This is a genomic window from Spirochaetaceae bacterium, assembly GCA_009784515.1.
In the GTDB taxonomy this organism is placed as follows: domain Bacteria; phylum Spirochaetota; class Spirochaetia; order WRBN01; family WRBN01; genus WRBN01.
The window spans coordinates 1-15,870 of the sequence record WRBN01000042.1 but is presented as its reverse complement, the minus strand read 5'-3'; the positions used below and the strand labels follow the sequence as shown (position 1 = coordinate 15,870).

At 36.9% G+C, this 15,870-nt stretch carries 14 protein-coding genes and 1 pseudogene; 8 read left to right on the top strand and 7 right to left on the bottom strand.

What is annotated here, in order from left to right:
- Positions 1-499: 499 nt before the first annotated feature.
- Both FWE37_05825 and FWE37_05820 read left to right on the top strand, forming a co-directional pair.
- Positions 500-961 carry a hypothetical protein gene (locus FWE37_05825; protein ID MCL2520502.1) on the top strand — a complete coding sequence of 154 codons (462 nt, stop codon included), beginning with the start codon at positions 500-502 and terminating at the stop codon, positions 959-961.
- An 85-nt stretch (positions 962-1,046) separates the two neighbouring features.
- Positions 1,047-1,985: a hypothetical protein gene (locus tag FWE37_05820; protein MCL2520501.1), complete on the top strand. Its 939-nt coding sequence runs from the start codon at positions 1,047-1,049 to the stop codon at positions 1,983-1,985.
- Here the strand turns inward: FWE37_05820 and FWE37_05815 are convergent.
- Both FWE37_05815 and lnt read right to left on the bottom strand, forming a co-directional pair.
- Positions 1,975-2,919 carry an endonuclease/exonuclease/phosphatase family protein gene (locus FWE37_05815; GenBank protein ID MCL2520500.1) on the bottom strand — a complete coding sequence of 315 codons (945 nt, stop codon included), beginning with the start codon at positions 2,917-2,919 and terminating at the stop codon, positions 1,975-1,977. The genes FWE37_05820 and FWE37_05815 overlap by 11 nt on opposite strands.
- On the bottom strand, positions 2,912-4,513 hold the full coding sequence (gene lnt / locus FWE37_05810) for an apolipoprotein N-acyltransferase (protein MCL2520499.1): 1,602 nt from the start codon (positions 4,511-4,513) through the stop codon (positions 2,912-2,914). Before lnt ends, FWE37_05815 begins: the two co-directional genes overlap by 8 nt.
- A gap of 212 nt (positions 4,514-4,725) precedes the next feature.
- On the opposite strand from lnt, the gene FWE37_05805 reads away from it, so the two are divergent.
- The gene (locus tag FWE37_05805) at positions 4,726-5,175 is read left to right on the top strand and encodes a hypothetical protein (GenBank protein MCL2520498.1); all 450 of its coding nucleotides are present in this window, start codon (positions 4,726-4,728) and stop codon (positions 5,173-5,175) included.
- A gap of 263 nt (positions 5,176-5,438) precedes the next feature.
- Positions 5,439-5,942, top strand: coding sequence for a hypothetical protein (locus FWE37_05800; protein ID MCL2520497.1), 504 nt, complete (start codon positions 5,439-5,441; stop codon positions 5,940-5,942).
- A gap of 64 nt (positions 5,943-6,006) precedes the next feature.
- Here the strand turns inward: FWE37_05800 and FWE37_05795 are convergent, their stop codons facing one another.
- The gene (locus tag FWE37_05795; protein ID MCL2520496.1) at positions 6,007-7,665 is read right to left on the bottom strand and encodes a diphosphate--fructose-6-phosphate 1-phosphotransferase; all 1,659 of its coding nucleotides are present in this window, start codon (positions 7,663-7,665) and stop codon (positions 6,007-6,009) included.
- Between the two features lie 403 nt (positions 7,666-8,068).
- Between FWE37_05795 and dnaN the strand changes: the two genes are divergently transcribed.
- Both dnaN and FWE37_05785 read left to right on the top strand, forming a co-directional pair.
- Positions 8,069-9,223 carry a DNA polymerase III subunit beta gene (dnaN, locus tag FWE37_05790; protein MCL2520495.1) on the top strand — a complete coding sequence of 385 codons (1,155 nt, stop codon included), beginning with the start codon at positions 8,069-8,071 and terminating at the stop codon, positions 9,221-9,223.
- Positions 9,224-9,273: 50 nt separating this feature from the next.
- A complete protein-coding gene (locus FWE37_05785) occupies positions 9,274-9,972 on the top strand; it encodes a flavodoxin family protein (protein MCL2520494.1) in 699 nt (232 codons plus the stop codon).
- A gap of 56 nt (positions 9,973-10,028) precedes the next feature.
- Here the strand turns inward: FWE37_05785 and FWE37_05780 are convergent.
- Positions 10,029-10,307, bottom strand: a pseudogene (locus FWE37_05780) (MGMT family protein).
- 320 nt (positions 10,308-10,627) lie between these two features.
- Here FWE37_05780 and FWE37_05775 point away from each other — a divergent pair.
- Together FWE37_05775 and FWE37_05770 are read left to right on the top strand one after the other, a co-directional pair.
- Positions 10,628-13,102, top strand: coding sequence for a hypothetical protein (locus FWE37_05775; protein MCL2520493.1), 2,475 nt, complete (start codon positions 10,628-10,630; stop codon positions 13,100-13,102).
- A gap of 43 nt (positions 13,103-13,145) precedes the next feature.
- Positions 13,146-13,427, top strand: a complete 282-nt coding sequence (locus tag FWE37_05770; protein MCL2520492.1) for a hypothetical protein — start codon at positions 13,146-13,148, stop codon at positions 13,425-13,427.
- Positions 13,428-13,533: 106 nt separating this feature from the next.
- Here the strand turns inward: FWE37_05770 and FWE37_05765 are convergent, their stop codons facing one another.
- The 3 genes from FWE37_05765 to FWE37_05755 form a co-directional block, all read right to left on the bottom strand.
- On the bottom strand, positions 13,534-14,181 hold the full coding sequence (locus tag FWE37_05765; protein MCL2520491.1) for a hypothetical protein: 648 nt from the start codon (positions 14,179-14,181) through the stop codon (positions 13,534-13,536).
- Between the two features lie 190 nt (positions 14,182-14,371).
- Entirely contained in the window at positions 14,372-14,713 is a 342-nt protein-coding gene (locus FWE37_05760; protein ID MCL2520490.1) for a hypothetical protein, read from the bottom strand.
- The coding region (locus tag FWE37_05755) for a BREX-1 system adenine-specific DNA-methyltransferase PglX (protein ID MCL2520489.1) at positions 14,706-15,870 on the bottom strand (1,165 nt) is incomplete at its 5' end. The genes FWE37_05760 and FWE37_05755, both read right to left, overlap by 8 nt.

The following is a 15,870-nucleotide window of genomic DNA, read 5'->3' as shown; positions in this document are numbered from 1 at the left end:
TTTCATAAAAAGTCAAGACTAAAATTAGATTTTTTGGTAATATAAAGCGTAGGTTTAGTTACTCTTGATTTTGTATAGATATTAGTTAATTGATTTTATCACTTATCGAGGGATACTTCCGAATTTAATTAATGAGAGTGCCCAATTTTTAGAAACTCTTAATTATATAACCTTAGTTATAGCTAATACCCCTAATTCTACCATTAGAGATATTTCTAGAATGAAACTTCTATTAATGGGACTATTGGACGGTAATGAATAAGATACAAATGTAATAATACCCAGTATTCATCATGATTTTTTCAATTCTTTTTTATATATACTAAACCAATAGCAGAAAGCCTTATGACTAGATGGGGTTGGTAATAAACTTTCTAAATTTTTTACTAAAGCGAACTAACCCACCAACGATACTTTATTTCAGAATAATTTTACAAACTCACTCTTTACAAATCATTATTTAACATATATAATTTAGTAAAATAATAACGAGGTAAATATGAACCCACTCAAAGTTTTATGGCTAAGTGTATTTTTAATGGTTTTAGCGGGTAATGCAAAAGCTTACGTTTATAATCCTACAACAAACTCTGAAAGAAATACTATATTTGATATAGATGACTGGACAATAACCTCTATGATACTTTGGGATTATACTATGTCTGTCAGTTTACAATTACGTCCAGCTAATGATTGGAGTAATTTTCATCTATTTCTGACTGGAGATGGTAATCAATTTTTAGAGACCCTTAATTATATATCTTTAGTTTTAAAGAATAATTTTGATGATATCAGGCAAGATATCCATAGGCTTTTCCCGTTATTAATGATGGCTCTTGGAGGTATAGAACAAGATACCTATATTATTATGCCTAGTAGGCATTACGATTTTTTTCAAGCTTTTTTTATTCACACCCAGCCTATGGTAGAAGCTTTTATAATTAGGTTTGATTGGAAATAGATTTTTCTAAACTTTTCACTAAAGCGAACTAACCCACCAACGATACTTTATTCCTGAACAATTCAAGATAACAAGGAGTAAAATTATGACAAAAACAGATGATTCATGGGATATAGAAGGAAACATAGGCCCAATTAGACAGCAAAGGAGTACCTCAACCGAAGTAGGCGGCCAAATTACCAACGTAATCACCCCGAGTATCTCCGATGCCACAACTGACCAAAACTCGCAAGCTATCGCCCCGCAAATTAATCAGGAGCCCGTTTTAGCCTTAACACCTCAAGCTGCGCAGGCCATGCAAACCATCGTTCACATTTGCGATTGCGCCGCCAAAGTAGAGCGTTTAATTGCCGAACAAACTGTACAAATTCTTAGCCAATTTCAAGGCCTTTTTGCTTTGCTTAGCGGTGAAAATAACACTCAAAGTAACGATGAGCCGCCTTTATGGCTTACCGAGTTTAGAGACGATTTAACTACTTTAATTACCATTTTTAACACCATTACCACTATGCAGCCTACCCGTAACCAACGTACTATGCCTAATTGGTTAGATATTGCCATTAATCGGGTTATACCTGCCGGCTTTGCCGCTATGGGCGTTGCCCCTCACGAAGGAACTAGTGCAGCCGGCCGCATGGGTGAGGCGGCATGGGGTAAGCTCTTTCCCGGCAGCTCACAAAGTAATACCGATAACGAATTTAATTTAACCCAGCAGATAACCGGCGGTATTAGCCAGTTAGATAATTTAAGAGATAGTATTACCGCTAGTATAGTGGCCACTCCGACAAGGGGAGAAGTTTTAACGGGTAATGGTGATGATAATGGGTTAGATGATATTCAGCAATCTGTAGATAGACTGGAACATTCCGTTGACAGAGGGTTTGCCAATATGCAGGCTTTGTTAAACAGCCATAACTATATGGAAGCTGGAAACGCTAACAATGAAACAGGCCTTTCTAACGAAGGCTTTGATATGCATTTAGGCCAAATAACCAATGGCGCAGAGATTTTCTTTAATAATTAATATGCAGCATAACCGGTAGATGGTCGCTAAAACCGCGCATAGCGTAGCTGGCAAAACGAAAAGGGATAAGGTAGCTATCTTCATCATCATTTAAAGGGGTAAGCAAAGGCGCTAAACGAATGTTGTTAGCTCTGCCTATTTTAAGAGGGCTCTGCCGCTCAAATAAAGCCGGTGAAAGATAAATTTGGTCTAACTGCTGCCAATTTCCTCTAAAATAGTAGCTGCCCGTTTCGTGTGCCAGTACATTAATTAAACCCAGTTCTAACAAAGGGCCAAATAGTTCATCACTGTTATCGCTGTTAAAATCACCGGCCACCATAAAATAATTAAAGCCGCTAACCTGTAAATCTTTAAGCTTTTTAGCAATTAAATTAATAGCGGCGGCACGGGTTATCTGGCCATCGGGGTTAAGCTGGCTGGGCAAATGTACATTAATAGCTATCACTGTTTTCCCTTTAATATTTAAATGAACCACCATAATTGGCCGCGAGATAGTATTAAAAAGGCTGCTGTCCAGTAACTCTACCTGCGTAATAGGGTAACGACTGAGCATAGCCAAACCAATGGCCGCTTGCGGGTGCTTAGCAAATACCGGCTGCATACGGCCTAGTGCCGGCGTAGCTTTAAGTAAAGCCGCTAAAGCTTCGGCACTTTCTACTTCTTGCAAAAAGATTAAATCGGGGCGGCCTTTATGTAATTTAATGGCCGTAAAAACCTCACTTAAACTTACCAAACGGCTTTCGTAGTGGCGGGTAGTCCAATTGGGGCAGGTAAACTCGTTGTATTCGGTACCGGTTGTAATATCATCAAATAAATTTTGTACGTTATAACTTAAAATAATAGCACTGCCTAACTGTAAACGGCTAAGTTCTATATAAACGAACAAAGATAACAGTAAGCCAATTTTAATGATAAAATAACGTTTTTTAATCATTTTTTTTAAAGAGTTTACCCGGCCAATAAAGTTTTTTTAGCTGCAATAATAAAATGATAATAAAAACGGCAATTAACCAATCGCCAAATTTTACATAAAAAGTAGTAGTGGTAGTATGTAGGTTAAGCTCGGCTAATAAAGCCATATCGGTAAAGGGCTCTATCTGCTGGGTTATCCGCCCGCGTTCATCAATGATAGCGGTAATACCGGCGTTAGCAGCCCGAGCTAAAGTACGCCGTGTTTCGATAGGGCGAAAGAGCGAAGCTACCAAGTGCTGCTGCATAGCCACTTCCCGCCGCGACCAAGCATCGTTCGTGGGGGTAATAAATAAGTCGGCTCCAAGCCTAGCCTGATGGCGGGTAATGTAGCTAAAGGCATCTTCATAACAAATGGGGGTGGTAAAATAAATAGTATCACCGTGCCGGGTAGGTAAAACAAAGAGGGTATCCATATTGCCGGGCTGCCAAGCCGGGCTAATGCCCAATACATTTTCAAAAAAGAGAAAAGCCCAATCAAAATTAGTGAGCGGAAACCCTTCGGCCATTGGTACTAAGTGGCGTTTAGCATATCTGGCCAATACTTCGCCGCGGTTATTTACTAATAAGGTGCCGTTATGGTCGCCTAACGTACCTTGCCAGCGGCTACCAATTAAATGGTAGGTATTAGTGTAGGCAATAAAATCTTGCAAAGTAAAGTTGGTGGGAAAGTAGCGGGAAAAATTTTCAAAATAATTGCCGCTAATAATGGTTTCACCCGAGACGATTAAATCAGGGTAGAAACCGGGATTAGCGGCTAAGGCTTCTAGGCTTACATTAATATGAGCCGTTACATTTTGAATATCGCCGGTAAACCACGTATCTAAATCTTGCTGACTTAATAAAAGGTTTACTTGTTTATCGTGGCTAAAATAACTAAAGTACCGTATAGTACCGTAAGTTAAAGTAATAAGGAACAAGGAACAGGTAACAAGGAGCAGCGCTTTTAATTTGTTAAAACTTCTTTTTAAATTGCCGGTTTTGGTAAAGGTTATTATTAGCTCGGCTAAACAGGCATTAATTAAAGCAAAGATAAAAGATAAGCCCCACGGCCCAGTACTATCCACAATTTGGTTAAAAAGCGGCATGGTATGTAAACTATAAGCAATTAACCCCCAAGGATATGCCCAGTAACCGCGCGACTGCATATATTCGTACAATGTCCATAACAGGGCAAACCATAAAGCACGGAAAATAGCCGGTTTGTCTTTAATAAAATATAAAAAACTTAAGCCTATCATACCGGCAATACCTACCCCAATGGTGGTACTACTATAGGTAAGCAGGCCAAACTCAAAAAAGAAAAGCAGCCAATAACTGCTTATGGCCGTACGCACGGCATTAAAACAAAAAAGCAACAAGCTAAACTGCCCAAAACCTTTGGTATGGTATAAAGCTATTGCCAGCGGCACAAGACTAATAAAACCTAGCGGGCCAAACCCATTAAGGGCCAGCTCGTTGGGGCTAGTTAAAGCAAAGGAGACCGCACTTATCAGTACTAAAGCTAAACGATAGATAAATGAAAGATGGAAGGTAAAAAGTGAAAGGGTTGCCCGCATGGGCTTAATATAACTGTTTTAAGCTAATTAATCAATGACGAAACTAACCGGATTAAACCATAAATTAAAACTGTCAATACTTATAACACTTTTTGATTATGATTGTGTTTTTACAATTATATTAAATAAAAAAGTATTATAAGTATTGACAGTTTTAATTTATGATGGTAAAGTGTTTTATATAACAATTACCAAAATAAAAGGAGAGAAAAATGGTAAATAAAAAATTTAGCTGGAAAACCGCCGGCAAAGCAGCAATATTGCTATTTACAATGGTAGCGGTTAGCTGTTTAACCACATCAACTACCTTTGTACGAGGGGCTTCCGGTGAAACTGCTATTTTACTTAGGCAAGGTGTAGCAGCCGATTTAGCGCTGCGTGAAGCAAGCTTTATACTTAGCAGGCATAACTTTCATATCGAGATGATACAGCCGGAAGTTGGTTATATCCGTACTCAATGGAATTATTCGTGGAATGTTAGAGGGACAACTGTTGAAGATTATAGGGTACGCGTCCTTATCAATTTTAACCCTAACCGAACCCAGATGATACTTAATATTGAAGCAGAACGTCGCCAACGTGGCGGTGTTTGGCAAAGAGGTTCCGACAGCAGAGCGCTTGCAACTTTGCGTGATGATATTACTATGGTTATTGGTAATTAATTTAGCTACAAAGCCATATCTTAGGATATGGCTTTACTTTATAATATTTATATTATGCACCAAGTAATTTAATTTTTCTTATCTACTACCCCGCCTGCCTACAACCACTCGCACAATTTATAGCTAAATATTACATAACTTAAATGCTATTCCTTTTACCCAATAGAAAAATCATTAATTTAGTATTATAACACTTTACAAAAAGGTATTGTTGAAGTATAATATAATCAAAAAAATTTTAAGAGTATTTTTAAGGAGCGTATATGAAAAAAATAGGTTTATTAATAATTGTATTCGTTTTGTTTTCTTGTACGGATAAATCTTCTAATTCCAATGAATTGTCGTACATACCCGATAGGTTTCATGGATTATTTGTAGAGGCTCATATTTTAAATTTGGGTGATGATATGGGAGGAGAAATTATACATATGTATCGTTTTGTAGAAGTATTTAGGGACGAAGTATATGTTTCGAGCTTGGAGAGACCTTCTAGACGCATAGATATGAATAGAGTTGATATTTCTTCTACCACTCAGTCTATGTTAGAAGAATTACAAAGTAGATATGATTTCAGAATGCAAATATTTTATGCTAGAAGATTCACTTTATCTCCCGATAATCATAATCTATTAGTAAGTCCTTTATTTGAATCTTTAGATCAAGGTCCAAGATCTTTCACATTGTTTCGAAGTGGTTCAAGCGTATTTTTGACTTTCGACAACACCCCTAGTTCTAATATTGCAAGATTTTGGTATTACCGAAATTAATAAAAAAATGGTAGTTTTTCGCTACCACTTTTTAACTTTTAAGCGTTAGTTTTTTTATTATTAACTAACTGCTTTGTTCTAGCCTAAGAGTTTCGCTTGGCCTATCACATACTTCGCTGGGACCAAAATACTGAATAGCACCGGGATAAATATAAGCCGTTTCTACTGCCCATTCTTCGCGCTTAGCCACTAAAGCTTTAAAAGGCTTGCCTTCTAGCTCTACTAAAGCTTTTTTAATAACCGGCTTTGGTTTACCGTGCCGCACTTCAAGGTTCATCATCGCAGTAAGCGGCGTACCAACGGCTTGCCATTCGCCGGCCGGTTTGTTAAGGTTTTTTATACTGCTAATATAACCGCTCAGGCCGGCCATTATAAGCATACAAGCGTTAAAGCCCAAACTGTAACAGTAATCGGCATCAAAGTTGCTGGGGAAAGCACAGCGGCCTTCATAACCAAAAAAATGACCTAGCGGGCTAAAGCTGCCTTTAAATTTACCTTCTTTTTTTAGTTCGGCTAAACGGCTTTCTACTAAACGCATTAACAATTTTTCGGTTTCAATAGCCGATACCCTAACATTACCGTGCGGGTCGCGGTCTAACATTAATTGTTCGGCAATATCACGTGGCAAACTGCCAAACAGCTGAGCGGCTTTATCGCTTAATTCGTCCTGCAACCACTGTATTTGGGTTTCGCTGCCTTTAATTTGACTAAAAGCGGCTGCTTTTAACGAAAGCAAATTGTTAAGCTCGTTAATAAGTTTATTAAACTCAGGGATAAACTCGATAAGCCCTTCGGGGATAAGTACTAAGCCAAAGTTGTGGCCGTTAGCAGCTCGCTTTACTACACTATCGGCTACTATATCTACTATCTTACTTAAAGATAACTTTTTAGCCTCTACTTCTTCGCCAACTAAAGTTACATTGGGCTGGGTTAGCAAAGCGCACTCTAAAGTAATGTGGCTGGCGCTACGCCCCATTAACCTAATAAAATGCCAATATTTTTGAGCGCTGTTAGCGTCGCGGGCAATGTTGCCGATAAGTTCGGCAAAGGTTTTACAGGCGGTATCAAAACCAAAACTGGTTTCGATAAGCTCATTTTTAAGATCGCCATCAATAGTTTTAGGACAGCCAATTACCTGAATAGGCAAATTATTGGCTAAAAAATATTCGCCTAACACGGCGGCATTGGTATTGCTGTCATCACCACCAATAATAACTAAAGCATTTACCCCTAAATTTTTACAGTTGGCAGCTACTGTTTTAAAATCTTCTTCTTTTTCAAGCTTAGTGCGGCCGCTTTGAATCATATCAAAACCGCCGGTGTTACGATATTCATCGATAATTTTATCGGTCAGCTCAAGGTACTTATTATCGATAAGCCCGCTGGGACCGCCTAAAAACCCGAAAAGCTTATTATTAGGGGAGGCCTTTTTTAAAGCATCGTAAAGACCGGCAATTACATTGTGTCCGCCGGGAGCTTGCCCGCCGGAGAGAATAGCCCCAACCGTAAAGCCTTCGCTTTTTAAATTACCGCTTCCTTCTGTAAAATTTACCACCGGAGCGCCGTAACTGTTAGGGAAAAGCTCTTTAATTTCGTTGTGATTATTTACGCTGGTCGTGGCCTGACCTCGCTGTAAAGTTATCTTTGCCAAATTATTAGTAAGCACCAAAGGCAACTTTGGTTTATACTGGTAACGAACTTGCTGCAATACCGATTTTTCCATCTATTTTCCTCGCTAATTTATATTAATGTTAAATTATAGCACAGCTAAATTGATAAGTAAAGTTTTTTTTACAATAATCAGCAGTTTTACAAGCTGTTAATAAACCAAAAATAACTCTAAACCATAAGCTAATTTTCAAATTAACTTAACAGTTAAAATTTAATGTTTATTTATTTACGGCCAATTTGTCAAGTTTTTAGCTAAAATATTTACTTATTGTGTAAATAAAAAATTAGTTATTAACAATTAAAGGCAGTATTATGTATTTTGTTATTTATCTTATATTTTAAATTTAAAGATTTAGTTTTAATGGCTAATTGCTTTAATAAAAAAACAAATATCTTTTTAAAGATACTTGCCTAAATCGGCTTTTAAAGCTACAATAGATTACAATGGGGTAATTATGAAATTTAGCTGTAATAAAGATGCGTTAATTAAAGAAATTGGTGCAGCCAGTAAAGTGGTTTCACAAAAAAACAGTATCAGTATCATCTCTAATGTTGTTTTGATTGCCAATGGCGAAAGCTTAACAATTAAAGCTACCGATGCTAAGGTTTGGTTTGAAACTCAAATGCCTGTAGTGGTAGAAAAAGAGGGTGAAATTGCCATTTATTGCGATAAATTTTTAAATATTTTACGGGCTTTGCCTAGTGGTAACCTTATCTTTACTACTACCGGGGAACAACTGGAAATTGTGCCTGAAAAAAAGGCTACCATCAATGTGGCTTTACGTTACCAAGCTACCGATAGTTTTCCTGTAACTACCGAAGCTCCGGCCGCTGCTTTTTTTAGGCTGCCTCAGCGTAGTTTTTTAACGATGCGCGAGCATACTATCTTTTCGGTATCTACCGAAGAGACACGCATTTTTGTTAATGGCGTTTATATGGAGAAAAAAGAAGATAAGCTGGTTATGGTATCTACCGATGCTAAACGGCTTTCTTACATCGATTCATCTCCTGAAAATGAAGTAGCCAACTTTAACGGGGTAATTATTCCTCCTAAATTTTTAAATTTAGTTAAAGATTTAGCTTATGGCGAAGGCGAAATTGCTTTAGCTATTGTAGATAAAACCATTTATGCCCACTTTGATAACGTTAAAATATCTTCAGCTTTAATTGATGGGCAATTTCCTAATTATGCTAAGGTTATTCCGCAAAGTTTTGGTTACCAACTTAAATTTAATCGGGCTGAATTTTTAGAAACCTTAAAGCTAGCCGCTAATATGTCGGATAATAAATCGCAAAACCGTATCTTTTTTACTTTAGACGAAAATAAAGTGGTAGTTAAATCGGCCGAAAGTAAAGAAGGTGAAATACGGCAAGAGATTAACACAACTTATACCAAACTTGATGAGGCTGCTGAAGATTTGACTAAAGCTCCTATCATTATGGCCTTAAATCATAAATTTTTGAGTGAGCCTTTACTAGCTATGGATACCAAAGAGTTTAGTGTAAACTTTAGCAATGATAGCGCTCCTATTAAGGTATCACCTATCTATGAAGATGAGGCTAAGGCGATAAACTACTTTCACATTATTATGCCCATGCAAGTGGATTAGGCCACTGGTGGCGGGGTTAACCTCTCTTTGAATTAAAGGATAAATTATTTATGAAAGTTTTAGTTATCAATGGTTCACCTAAAGGTGAAAGAAGTAACAGTTTAATTTTAACTAAAGCCTTTTTAGCGGGGGCTAGCTGGCATAATGCCGAGGTTATCCATCTTTCTAAGTTGAATATTAAGGGCTGTACAGGCTGTTATGGTTGTTGGACAGCTACACCGGGCCAATGTGTTATTAAAGATGATATGAATGAGCTATTACCCAAGTTAGCCGCTTGGCTTGATGTGGTTATTACCAGCTTTCCTCTGTACGGTAGTAACTTTCCCGGTCAATTAAAGGTTTTTATGGATAGGCAGTTGCCGTTATCGCTTCCTGCTATGCTGCCTAACGCTAATGAAAGTGGTGAACACCCTTTAAGGGGTGATATGGCAGGAAGAAAATATGTTTTTATCTCTACCTGTGGTTTTTGGACGGCAGAGGGAAATTATGGTGCTATTGAGTGGCTACTTAGTAGGGGTTTTGCTACAGGTAATTACGAAACTCTTTTTACTGGGCAGGGTGAATTATTTGGTGAAGCCGAAAAGGTTGCACAGTTACAAGAATATACCCATAACTATTTAAAGTTAGTGCATAAAGCAGGTGAGGAATATGCTGAGGGTGGAGTTATTAGCCAAAAGTTGAAAGAAGAGTTAGCCGTACCACTTTTTCCTAGAGAGCAATTTGAAGAAATGGCTAATGGTAGTTGGTAGTAGCCTCTTTTTTAAGTGCCGCTACTTATTTTAATAGTACTTAAAAGGGATAATACCTAAAATAAATCTTTCTGCTGCATAACGGTGGGCCGCCACTGTATCTTTTCAATTTTAAGTAGTTCCTCTTTAATATTTAAGCCGCCAGCGTAGCCTGTTAAGGTACCGTTACTGCCTAGCACTCGGTGGCAAGGAATAATAATTGAAATGGGGTTGTGGCCCACAGCGCCACCCACCGCCTGCGCCGAACCACAGCCAATGGTGCGGGCAATAGCGCCGTAAGTGGTGGTTTGCCCGTAAGGAATTTTAAGTAATTCGGCCCAAACAGCTTGCCTAAAAGCGTTGCCGTGCGGCGCTAAGGGTAAGTGGTTTAATGAAGGGTTGTTGCCCGCAAAATAGTCATTTAACCACTGTGCGGCGGAAGTTAAAACAGAGTATTCACTTTCGGGTGGTAAATTGGCGGGAAAGTACTTTTGCCCGCTGGCCCAAATGCCTACAATTCCAGCATCACTGGCCTCAATAATATACTCAGCGATGGGTGATAAATACTTTTTAACGTACATGTTGGCTCTCCTTTAAGTTGCGGTGTGTTGAGTGTAGCATAAAACGGGGTAAAAAGCATTGCTTGCAGCGGTTTTTTGTGGTATTATTTTATACCATGAACAACCCTATCGCTGCTGAGCACGCCCTTAAAAACAAAGTTTATGACGATTTTTTTAACCATAAAGATGTTACGTGGACGCAAGAGCTTGATAAAATCGACTTTATTGTGTTTAACCAAAAAACGGGGCAGCATCTTTTGTACGCCGAGGCTAAGCTGGCCGCTAGCGAAGAAAGCCTTATGTTTACCCAGCTTATGCTAACCCTTAAAAAAAGCCACGATAGGGGCGATGAAAACCTACCCAACTATTTAGCTTGCTTTGATAGCCACAAAATTAGCTTTGTTAGCTTTCACACCTTACTGCCCATCTTTAATGAAAGCAGCTTTGATTGGAGCGTTACACCCAGTAACCACAAACACCCTAACTTTGCTCAAAATAAAGCTATAGTGGCTAAATATTTAGCTGGTAACTCTATCAGTTATACCTTTAACGGCTTTGAAGATGAGCTTAGGCTATTTATTAAGCAAAACATTATAGCCAATACTACGCAAACCACCAAAGCCATTATTACCCGTAACAATTTTACGCGTATTTATGAAAAATGGCGTAAGGTGGTTAGCCCTAGCATTAGGGTAGATTGGCTGCTGGCTAAAAAGAGCGGCTTAATTGATGGCGATTTTTACTTGGCCGATTTATTAAGTAACAATAACCTTTCATTATACACCGATTTATTTGTGAGCCTGCAAGGAAACAAATATGAGTTTGACCGTAATATTGATGAAGTGGGTACTTATGTTACGCGGTCGGCTACCTTTCGTGATGAAGGGGCGGCTCATGCCCAATTTTGGGCTAAGTACCAGCGGCCACCTAAAGAAGAATGGCATAGCTACATACGCGGACGGCGCGACCTTTTAGTGCCGCAAGATATACGCGAGCGTAAAGGCAGCTTTTTTACGCCGCAAATTTGGGTAAAAAAGAGCCAAGAGTACCTCAGCGAAGTGCTGGGTGAAGATTGGCAAAGTGAGTACACCGTATGGGATTGTGCTTGCGGTACGGGCAATTTGCTGGTGGGCCTTACCGAACCTTATAACATTTACGCCAGTACCCTTGATAAGGCCGATGTAGCCGAAATAAAACAAAGCATAAAAGAGGGCAAAACCCCTAACCTTAAAGAGGCGCACATCTTTCAGTTTGATTTTTTAAATGATGACTTTAAGGCCGTAAGCGAAGGCGGTAAGGTGCCCGATGGCTTAATGGCTATTTTGAATGACCCTGAAAAACGTAAAAAACTACTTATTTATATTAACCCTCCCTATGCGGAGGCAGGAAATATGAAAACAGTGGTTGGCACAGGTGAGAATAAAGATGGCGTTAGTACCGAAAATCATGTTTATAATAAATATAAAAATAGTATTAAACAGGCAGCTAATGAGGTATTTGCCCTATTTTTAGCACGTATTTATGATGAAATAGAGGGTTGTGCTATTGGTATATTTTCAAAATTAAAAATATTTCAAGCTCCCAATTTTGCGACTTTTCGCCAATTCTTTCAGGCAACATTACCAAGCCTTTTTATTGTACCGTCAAATACCTTTGATAATGTTAAAGGAAATTTTCCTATAGGCTTTCATATTTGGGACACTAAAATAAAAAAGATATTTAAAAAAGTTACAGCTACAGTGTATAATGCGGCAGGTGAAGAATTAGTTTTAAAAAATATTTATAGTTATGATGACCAAAAAGTTATTAGTAAATGGTTAACTAGCCTTAAAGATAAAAATAATACCCCCATTGGAGTAATTAAAGCAGATAGTAACGATTTTCAGCACCAACGTGGTGTTTACATTCAAAATATGCTTGAAAGTAAAGCTCATGCGTTTACATTTAGCATTACTTTAACAACTTTTATTCCTGCTGTTGTGTATTTAGCGGTTCGTCATTGTATACAGGCAGATTGGCTTAATGATCGTGATCTATTTTTATGGCCTTATGATACTTGGCAAAATGATACGCAGTTTCATAACAACTGCCTAGCTTACACCCTCTTTAGCAGCTTTAACACCATTAAAAGTGAAGATGGTATTAACCATTGGCTACCCTTCACTGAAAGTGGGGTAAATGCGGCTACCAAGTTTCAATCAAACTTTATAACTAATTTTATACAGGGCAAGCTAGCCCAAACCACTACTGGCGGTGAACTGGGCGAAGAGCTGGCCGCTAAAAGTTTTGTGCCTTCTATCCCCCTGCAATTTAGTGCGCAGGCTACGGCCGTATTTAACGCTGGGCGGCAGCTATGGGCTTACTACCACACAGAGGCCTACAAAAAGGACAAAAACACTAACGTAAACGCCAGCTTTTATGATATACGCTCCTATTTTTGCGGCTTTAATGAGGAAGGTAAAAAGCGCCGCATGAATGTTACCAGCAGCGATGATACCTACAATGGCCTTGTTAAAACCCTGCGTGAGGCGCATAAGTTGTTGGGCGAGGTTATAGCGCCTAAAGTGTGGGAGTATGGGTTTTTGCGGTAAACATTTTGCTTGCTAAATTTTAAAAACGTGCTATTATTGTTAAATGGAAGAAATTGAATATAGCCATATTAAAAGAATGGATGGTAAAGGTTATTATACTAAAAAGGAAATTCAGGATACTATAGATGAAGTTATAAGGCAAAATAACTTAAAAGACGAAGAAGAATTAGCCGAATGTATAAGACGAGGAAGTTATATTATAGTAGATGATAATGGCAAAATTAAAATGTCGTTCAAAAATATAGCTAGGCTAATATCTATAACAATTAGACAATTGGTAGTAAAATTTATTTCGGAAGTATCCCATAACACTGACTTAGATTAATTAGGTAATACCTATGCAAATAAGCTAGCTTATTTGCTTTTTCTTTGGTAATAAACTCAGGAAGCTATATATCAGAATAACTTGTCAGTCATAGTTAAGTAAAAAATCAAAGTGTTTTATAAAATGAGGCTATCTGCTTATTGATACTATCGAAATCGGCTGTTTGTTTTATTTCATTTTCAGTTTCTAGTAATTTAAGGCCAGTATTTATAACAAAGATAAAATTCGGCTTACTATAAATCAAATCACCATTAGATAAAGCCCTTTCAATAGAAAGGCTTTTTGCTCTTAAACAAACAACTTGATATAAAACATCATTGGTGTGAGTATTGCTGTTAAGGTGTGCATTTTCTAAATGTTGACCAACTGTTAAAGCGATAAGGTTTTCTAAATATGCTGCAATGGAGGGGAAATTGCTTTGTTCAAAAATATGATGGATATGCCCTGTTTTACCTTTCTTATTATCTAACACTTCACTAAAAGGATGGTATTTCCGTACCACTTCTTTAGCTTTTTCGATAAGTCTCTTATTGTAGTTGTCTGTTGCAGCCATCATATCTGTAGCTTCTTTACGAGTAAGTCCTTGAGGTAATTTACCTATATCTCTAAAATTGTCCCTATTATAAACAATATCGCCATAAGATATAATGCTCTTAGATAAGTGTCCTCTTTCTGTCCCATAAGTTCCTTTATCTAAGGCAAGTGGATTAATAACCTTAGTAAATATTCTACTTACTTCTCTTTTTTCCGCCATCAACAGCACCACGCATACCAATTTTAGAGTTGGCTTTAACAAACTTTTCAAATTTTTCTTTCAAAAGACTAAAATCATCTTTTGTTGGTCTAACCTTATCTAAAAATTCAAAAATATAGTTGAAGTTTGAATCTTTAAATAATTTAGTAAAATAAGCAACTAAAAAGAAATAAGCGTTTCTATCTCTAATTTAAATATATTCTAAAACTTTATTGTCTATAATAGTAAAAATTGCGGGTCGAGCTTTACTATCCTTACTAATTACTCCTGCATAAGCTAGTAAGTCAAGTGGTTGTGAGATAAACTTATCGTATTCGTTTGAAGCGTTAAGATTATTTGCTTTTGGTTTACCAAAAGTTAAAACGGTATAATCATTAAATATTTTAGAACTCCATATATCATCTCTAGTAAAAACATCCTTATTAAGATGCACTATACTCTCTACAATAAAACAAAGAACATCAGGAGTACACTTTTGGTCAGCAAATCGAGGATTATTACCTTTTACTCTAATATCTAAATTTTTATCCATAAGAAAACTCTCTACAATGGTGTTCATTTCTTTTCTTTATCCCCCATAATTTAACAGAATTACTATCGATATTAAGACTTCTTGTCCCTAAGTTACGACCTATGGCATAAAATCTAGCAAATTCATCAGTGGCATAATAAGCTAAATCATCTTCTGTTACTTCAATATCGGCATTAATAGGTTGCAAAATTGCTACCGAGCCATCAGCTATGCAGTTTTTGGGAATAAAGCAGGCACGGGGTTTATATGTTAAATTTGGCACTAATATAGCACCAGAATTAATAAATTTGGCTACGGTTAATTTAGTTATATCATCAACATAACTATCATAGTTATCAATATCTATAATTTTATTGTCACCTATATTACGGGATTTTAATACCCTTATTTTACCGCTATCTTTAGTAAGTCTTTTAGTAATAACTCTATCACGGAAACAAGTATAGACAGCAAGCAATAAAGTGTTTTTTATTTGTATGAAAAAATCATCTTTATATATTAGCCAAAAATTAAAATCCATATCAAATAAATTCTTGTTATTTATAAAGTGAGTTGATTGTGTAATATAACTTTCAACCTTAATATCATAATTATCTTTTTTAACTTTTTCAATCACTATTCCTATAGTTTCAATTTTTACGCCATCAAACCCATCTTCACCATAATCAATTATAGATTTTATAGCGTAATTATTTTCAATTAACTCCCTTGTTTTATTAAATTCTGCGGCAGACAATAATGATTTTGGTGTTATAAAGGCAACATAATTACTAAGAGTTAGTGATTTTTCTAAGAATAAAGCAAATAAATTACCAGTAATATTATTGTAAAAATCATTATTACACCGATATTCGTTAAGTAATAACTTATCCTCTACTTTCCCAAAGGGAGGATTGCCAATAACCATATCATACTTTGCTTTAGTATCAAAAAGTAAAAAATCATCGTTAATGTAGTTAATAACAATATTTCCCATAATTTGTTTACTGTGTAGAAGCTTTAATAACTTTATAGTATCATTATTTTTATCAATTACATCAAGCTCTATCACTTTGTCATGATACTTAGCAGATAATAACCATATAAAACTACCTAATCCTACGGCAGGCTCTAAAACTCTTAAAATCGCTTTGTCTTTAAAATCTGGTAACTCTTTC

Excerpts from the sequence above, each read along its gene's own strand:
- FWE37_05825 (MCL2520502.1), top strand. The coding sequence starts at position 500 with ATGAACCCACTCAAAGTTTTATGGCTAAGTGTATTTTTAATGGTTTTA.
- FWE37_05820 (MCL2520501.1), top strand. The coding sequence starts at position 1,047 with ATGACAAAAACAGATGATTCATGGGATATAGAAGGAAACATAGGCCCA.
- FWE37_05815 (MCL2520500.1), bottom strand. The coding sequence starts at position 2,919 with ATGATTAAAAAACGTTATTTTATCATTAAAATTGGCTTACTGTTATCT.
- lnt (MCL2520499.1), bottom strand. The coding sequence starts at position 4,513 with ATGCGGGCAACCCTTTCACTTTTTACCTTCCATCTTTCATTTATCTAT.
- FWE37_05805 (MCL2520498.1), top strand. The coding sequence starts at position 4,726 with ATGGTAAATAAAAAATTTAGCTGGAAAACCGCCGGCAAAGCAGCAATA.
- FWE37_05800 (MCL2520497.1), top strand. The coding sequence starts at position 5,439 with ATGAAAAAAATAGGTTTATTAATAATTGTATTCGTTTTGTTTTCTTGT.
- FWE37_05795 (MCL2520496.1), bottom strand. The coding sequence starts at position 7,665 with ATGGAAAAATCGGTATTGCAGCAAGTTCGTTACCAGTATAAACCAAAG.
- dnaN (MCL2520495.1), top strand. The coding sequence starts at position 8,069 with ATGAAATTTAGCTGTAATAAAGATGCGTTAATTAAAGAAATTGGTGCA.
- FWE37_05785 (MCL2520494.1), top strand. The coding sequence starts at position 9,274 with ATGAAAGTTTTAGTTATCAATGGTTCACCTAAAGGTGAAAGAAGTAAC.
- FWE37_05775 (MCL2520493.1), top strand. The coding sequence starts at position 10,628 with ATGAACAACCCTATCGCTGCTGAGCACGCCCTTAAAAACAAAGTTTAT.
- FWE37_05770 (MCL2520492.1), top strand. The coding sequence starts at position 13,146 with ATGGAAGAAATTGAATATAGCCATATTAAAAGAATGGATGGTAAAGGT.
- FWE37_05765 (MCL2520491.1), bottom strand. The coding sequence starts at position 14,181 with ATGGCGGAAAAAAGAGAAGTAAGTAGAATATTTACTAAGGTTATTAAT.
- FWE37_05760 (MCL2520490.1), bottom strand. The coding sequence starts at position 14,713 with ATGGATAAAAATTTAGATATTAGAGTAAAAGGTAATAATCCTCGATTT.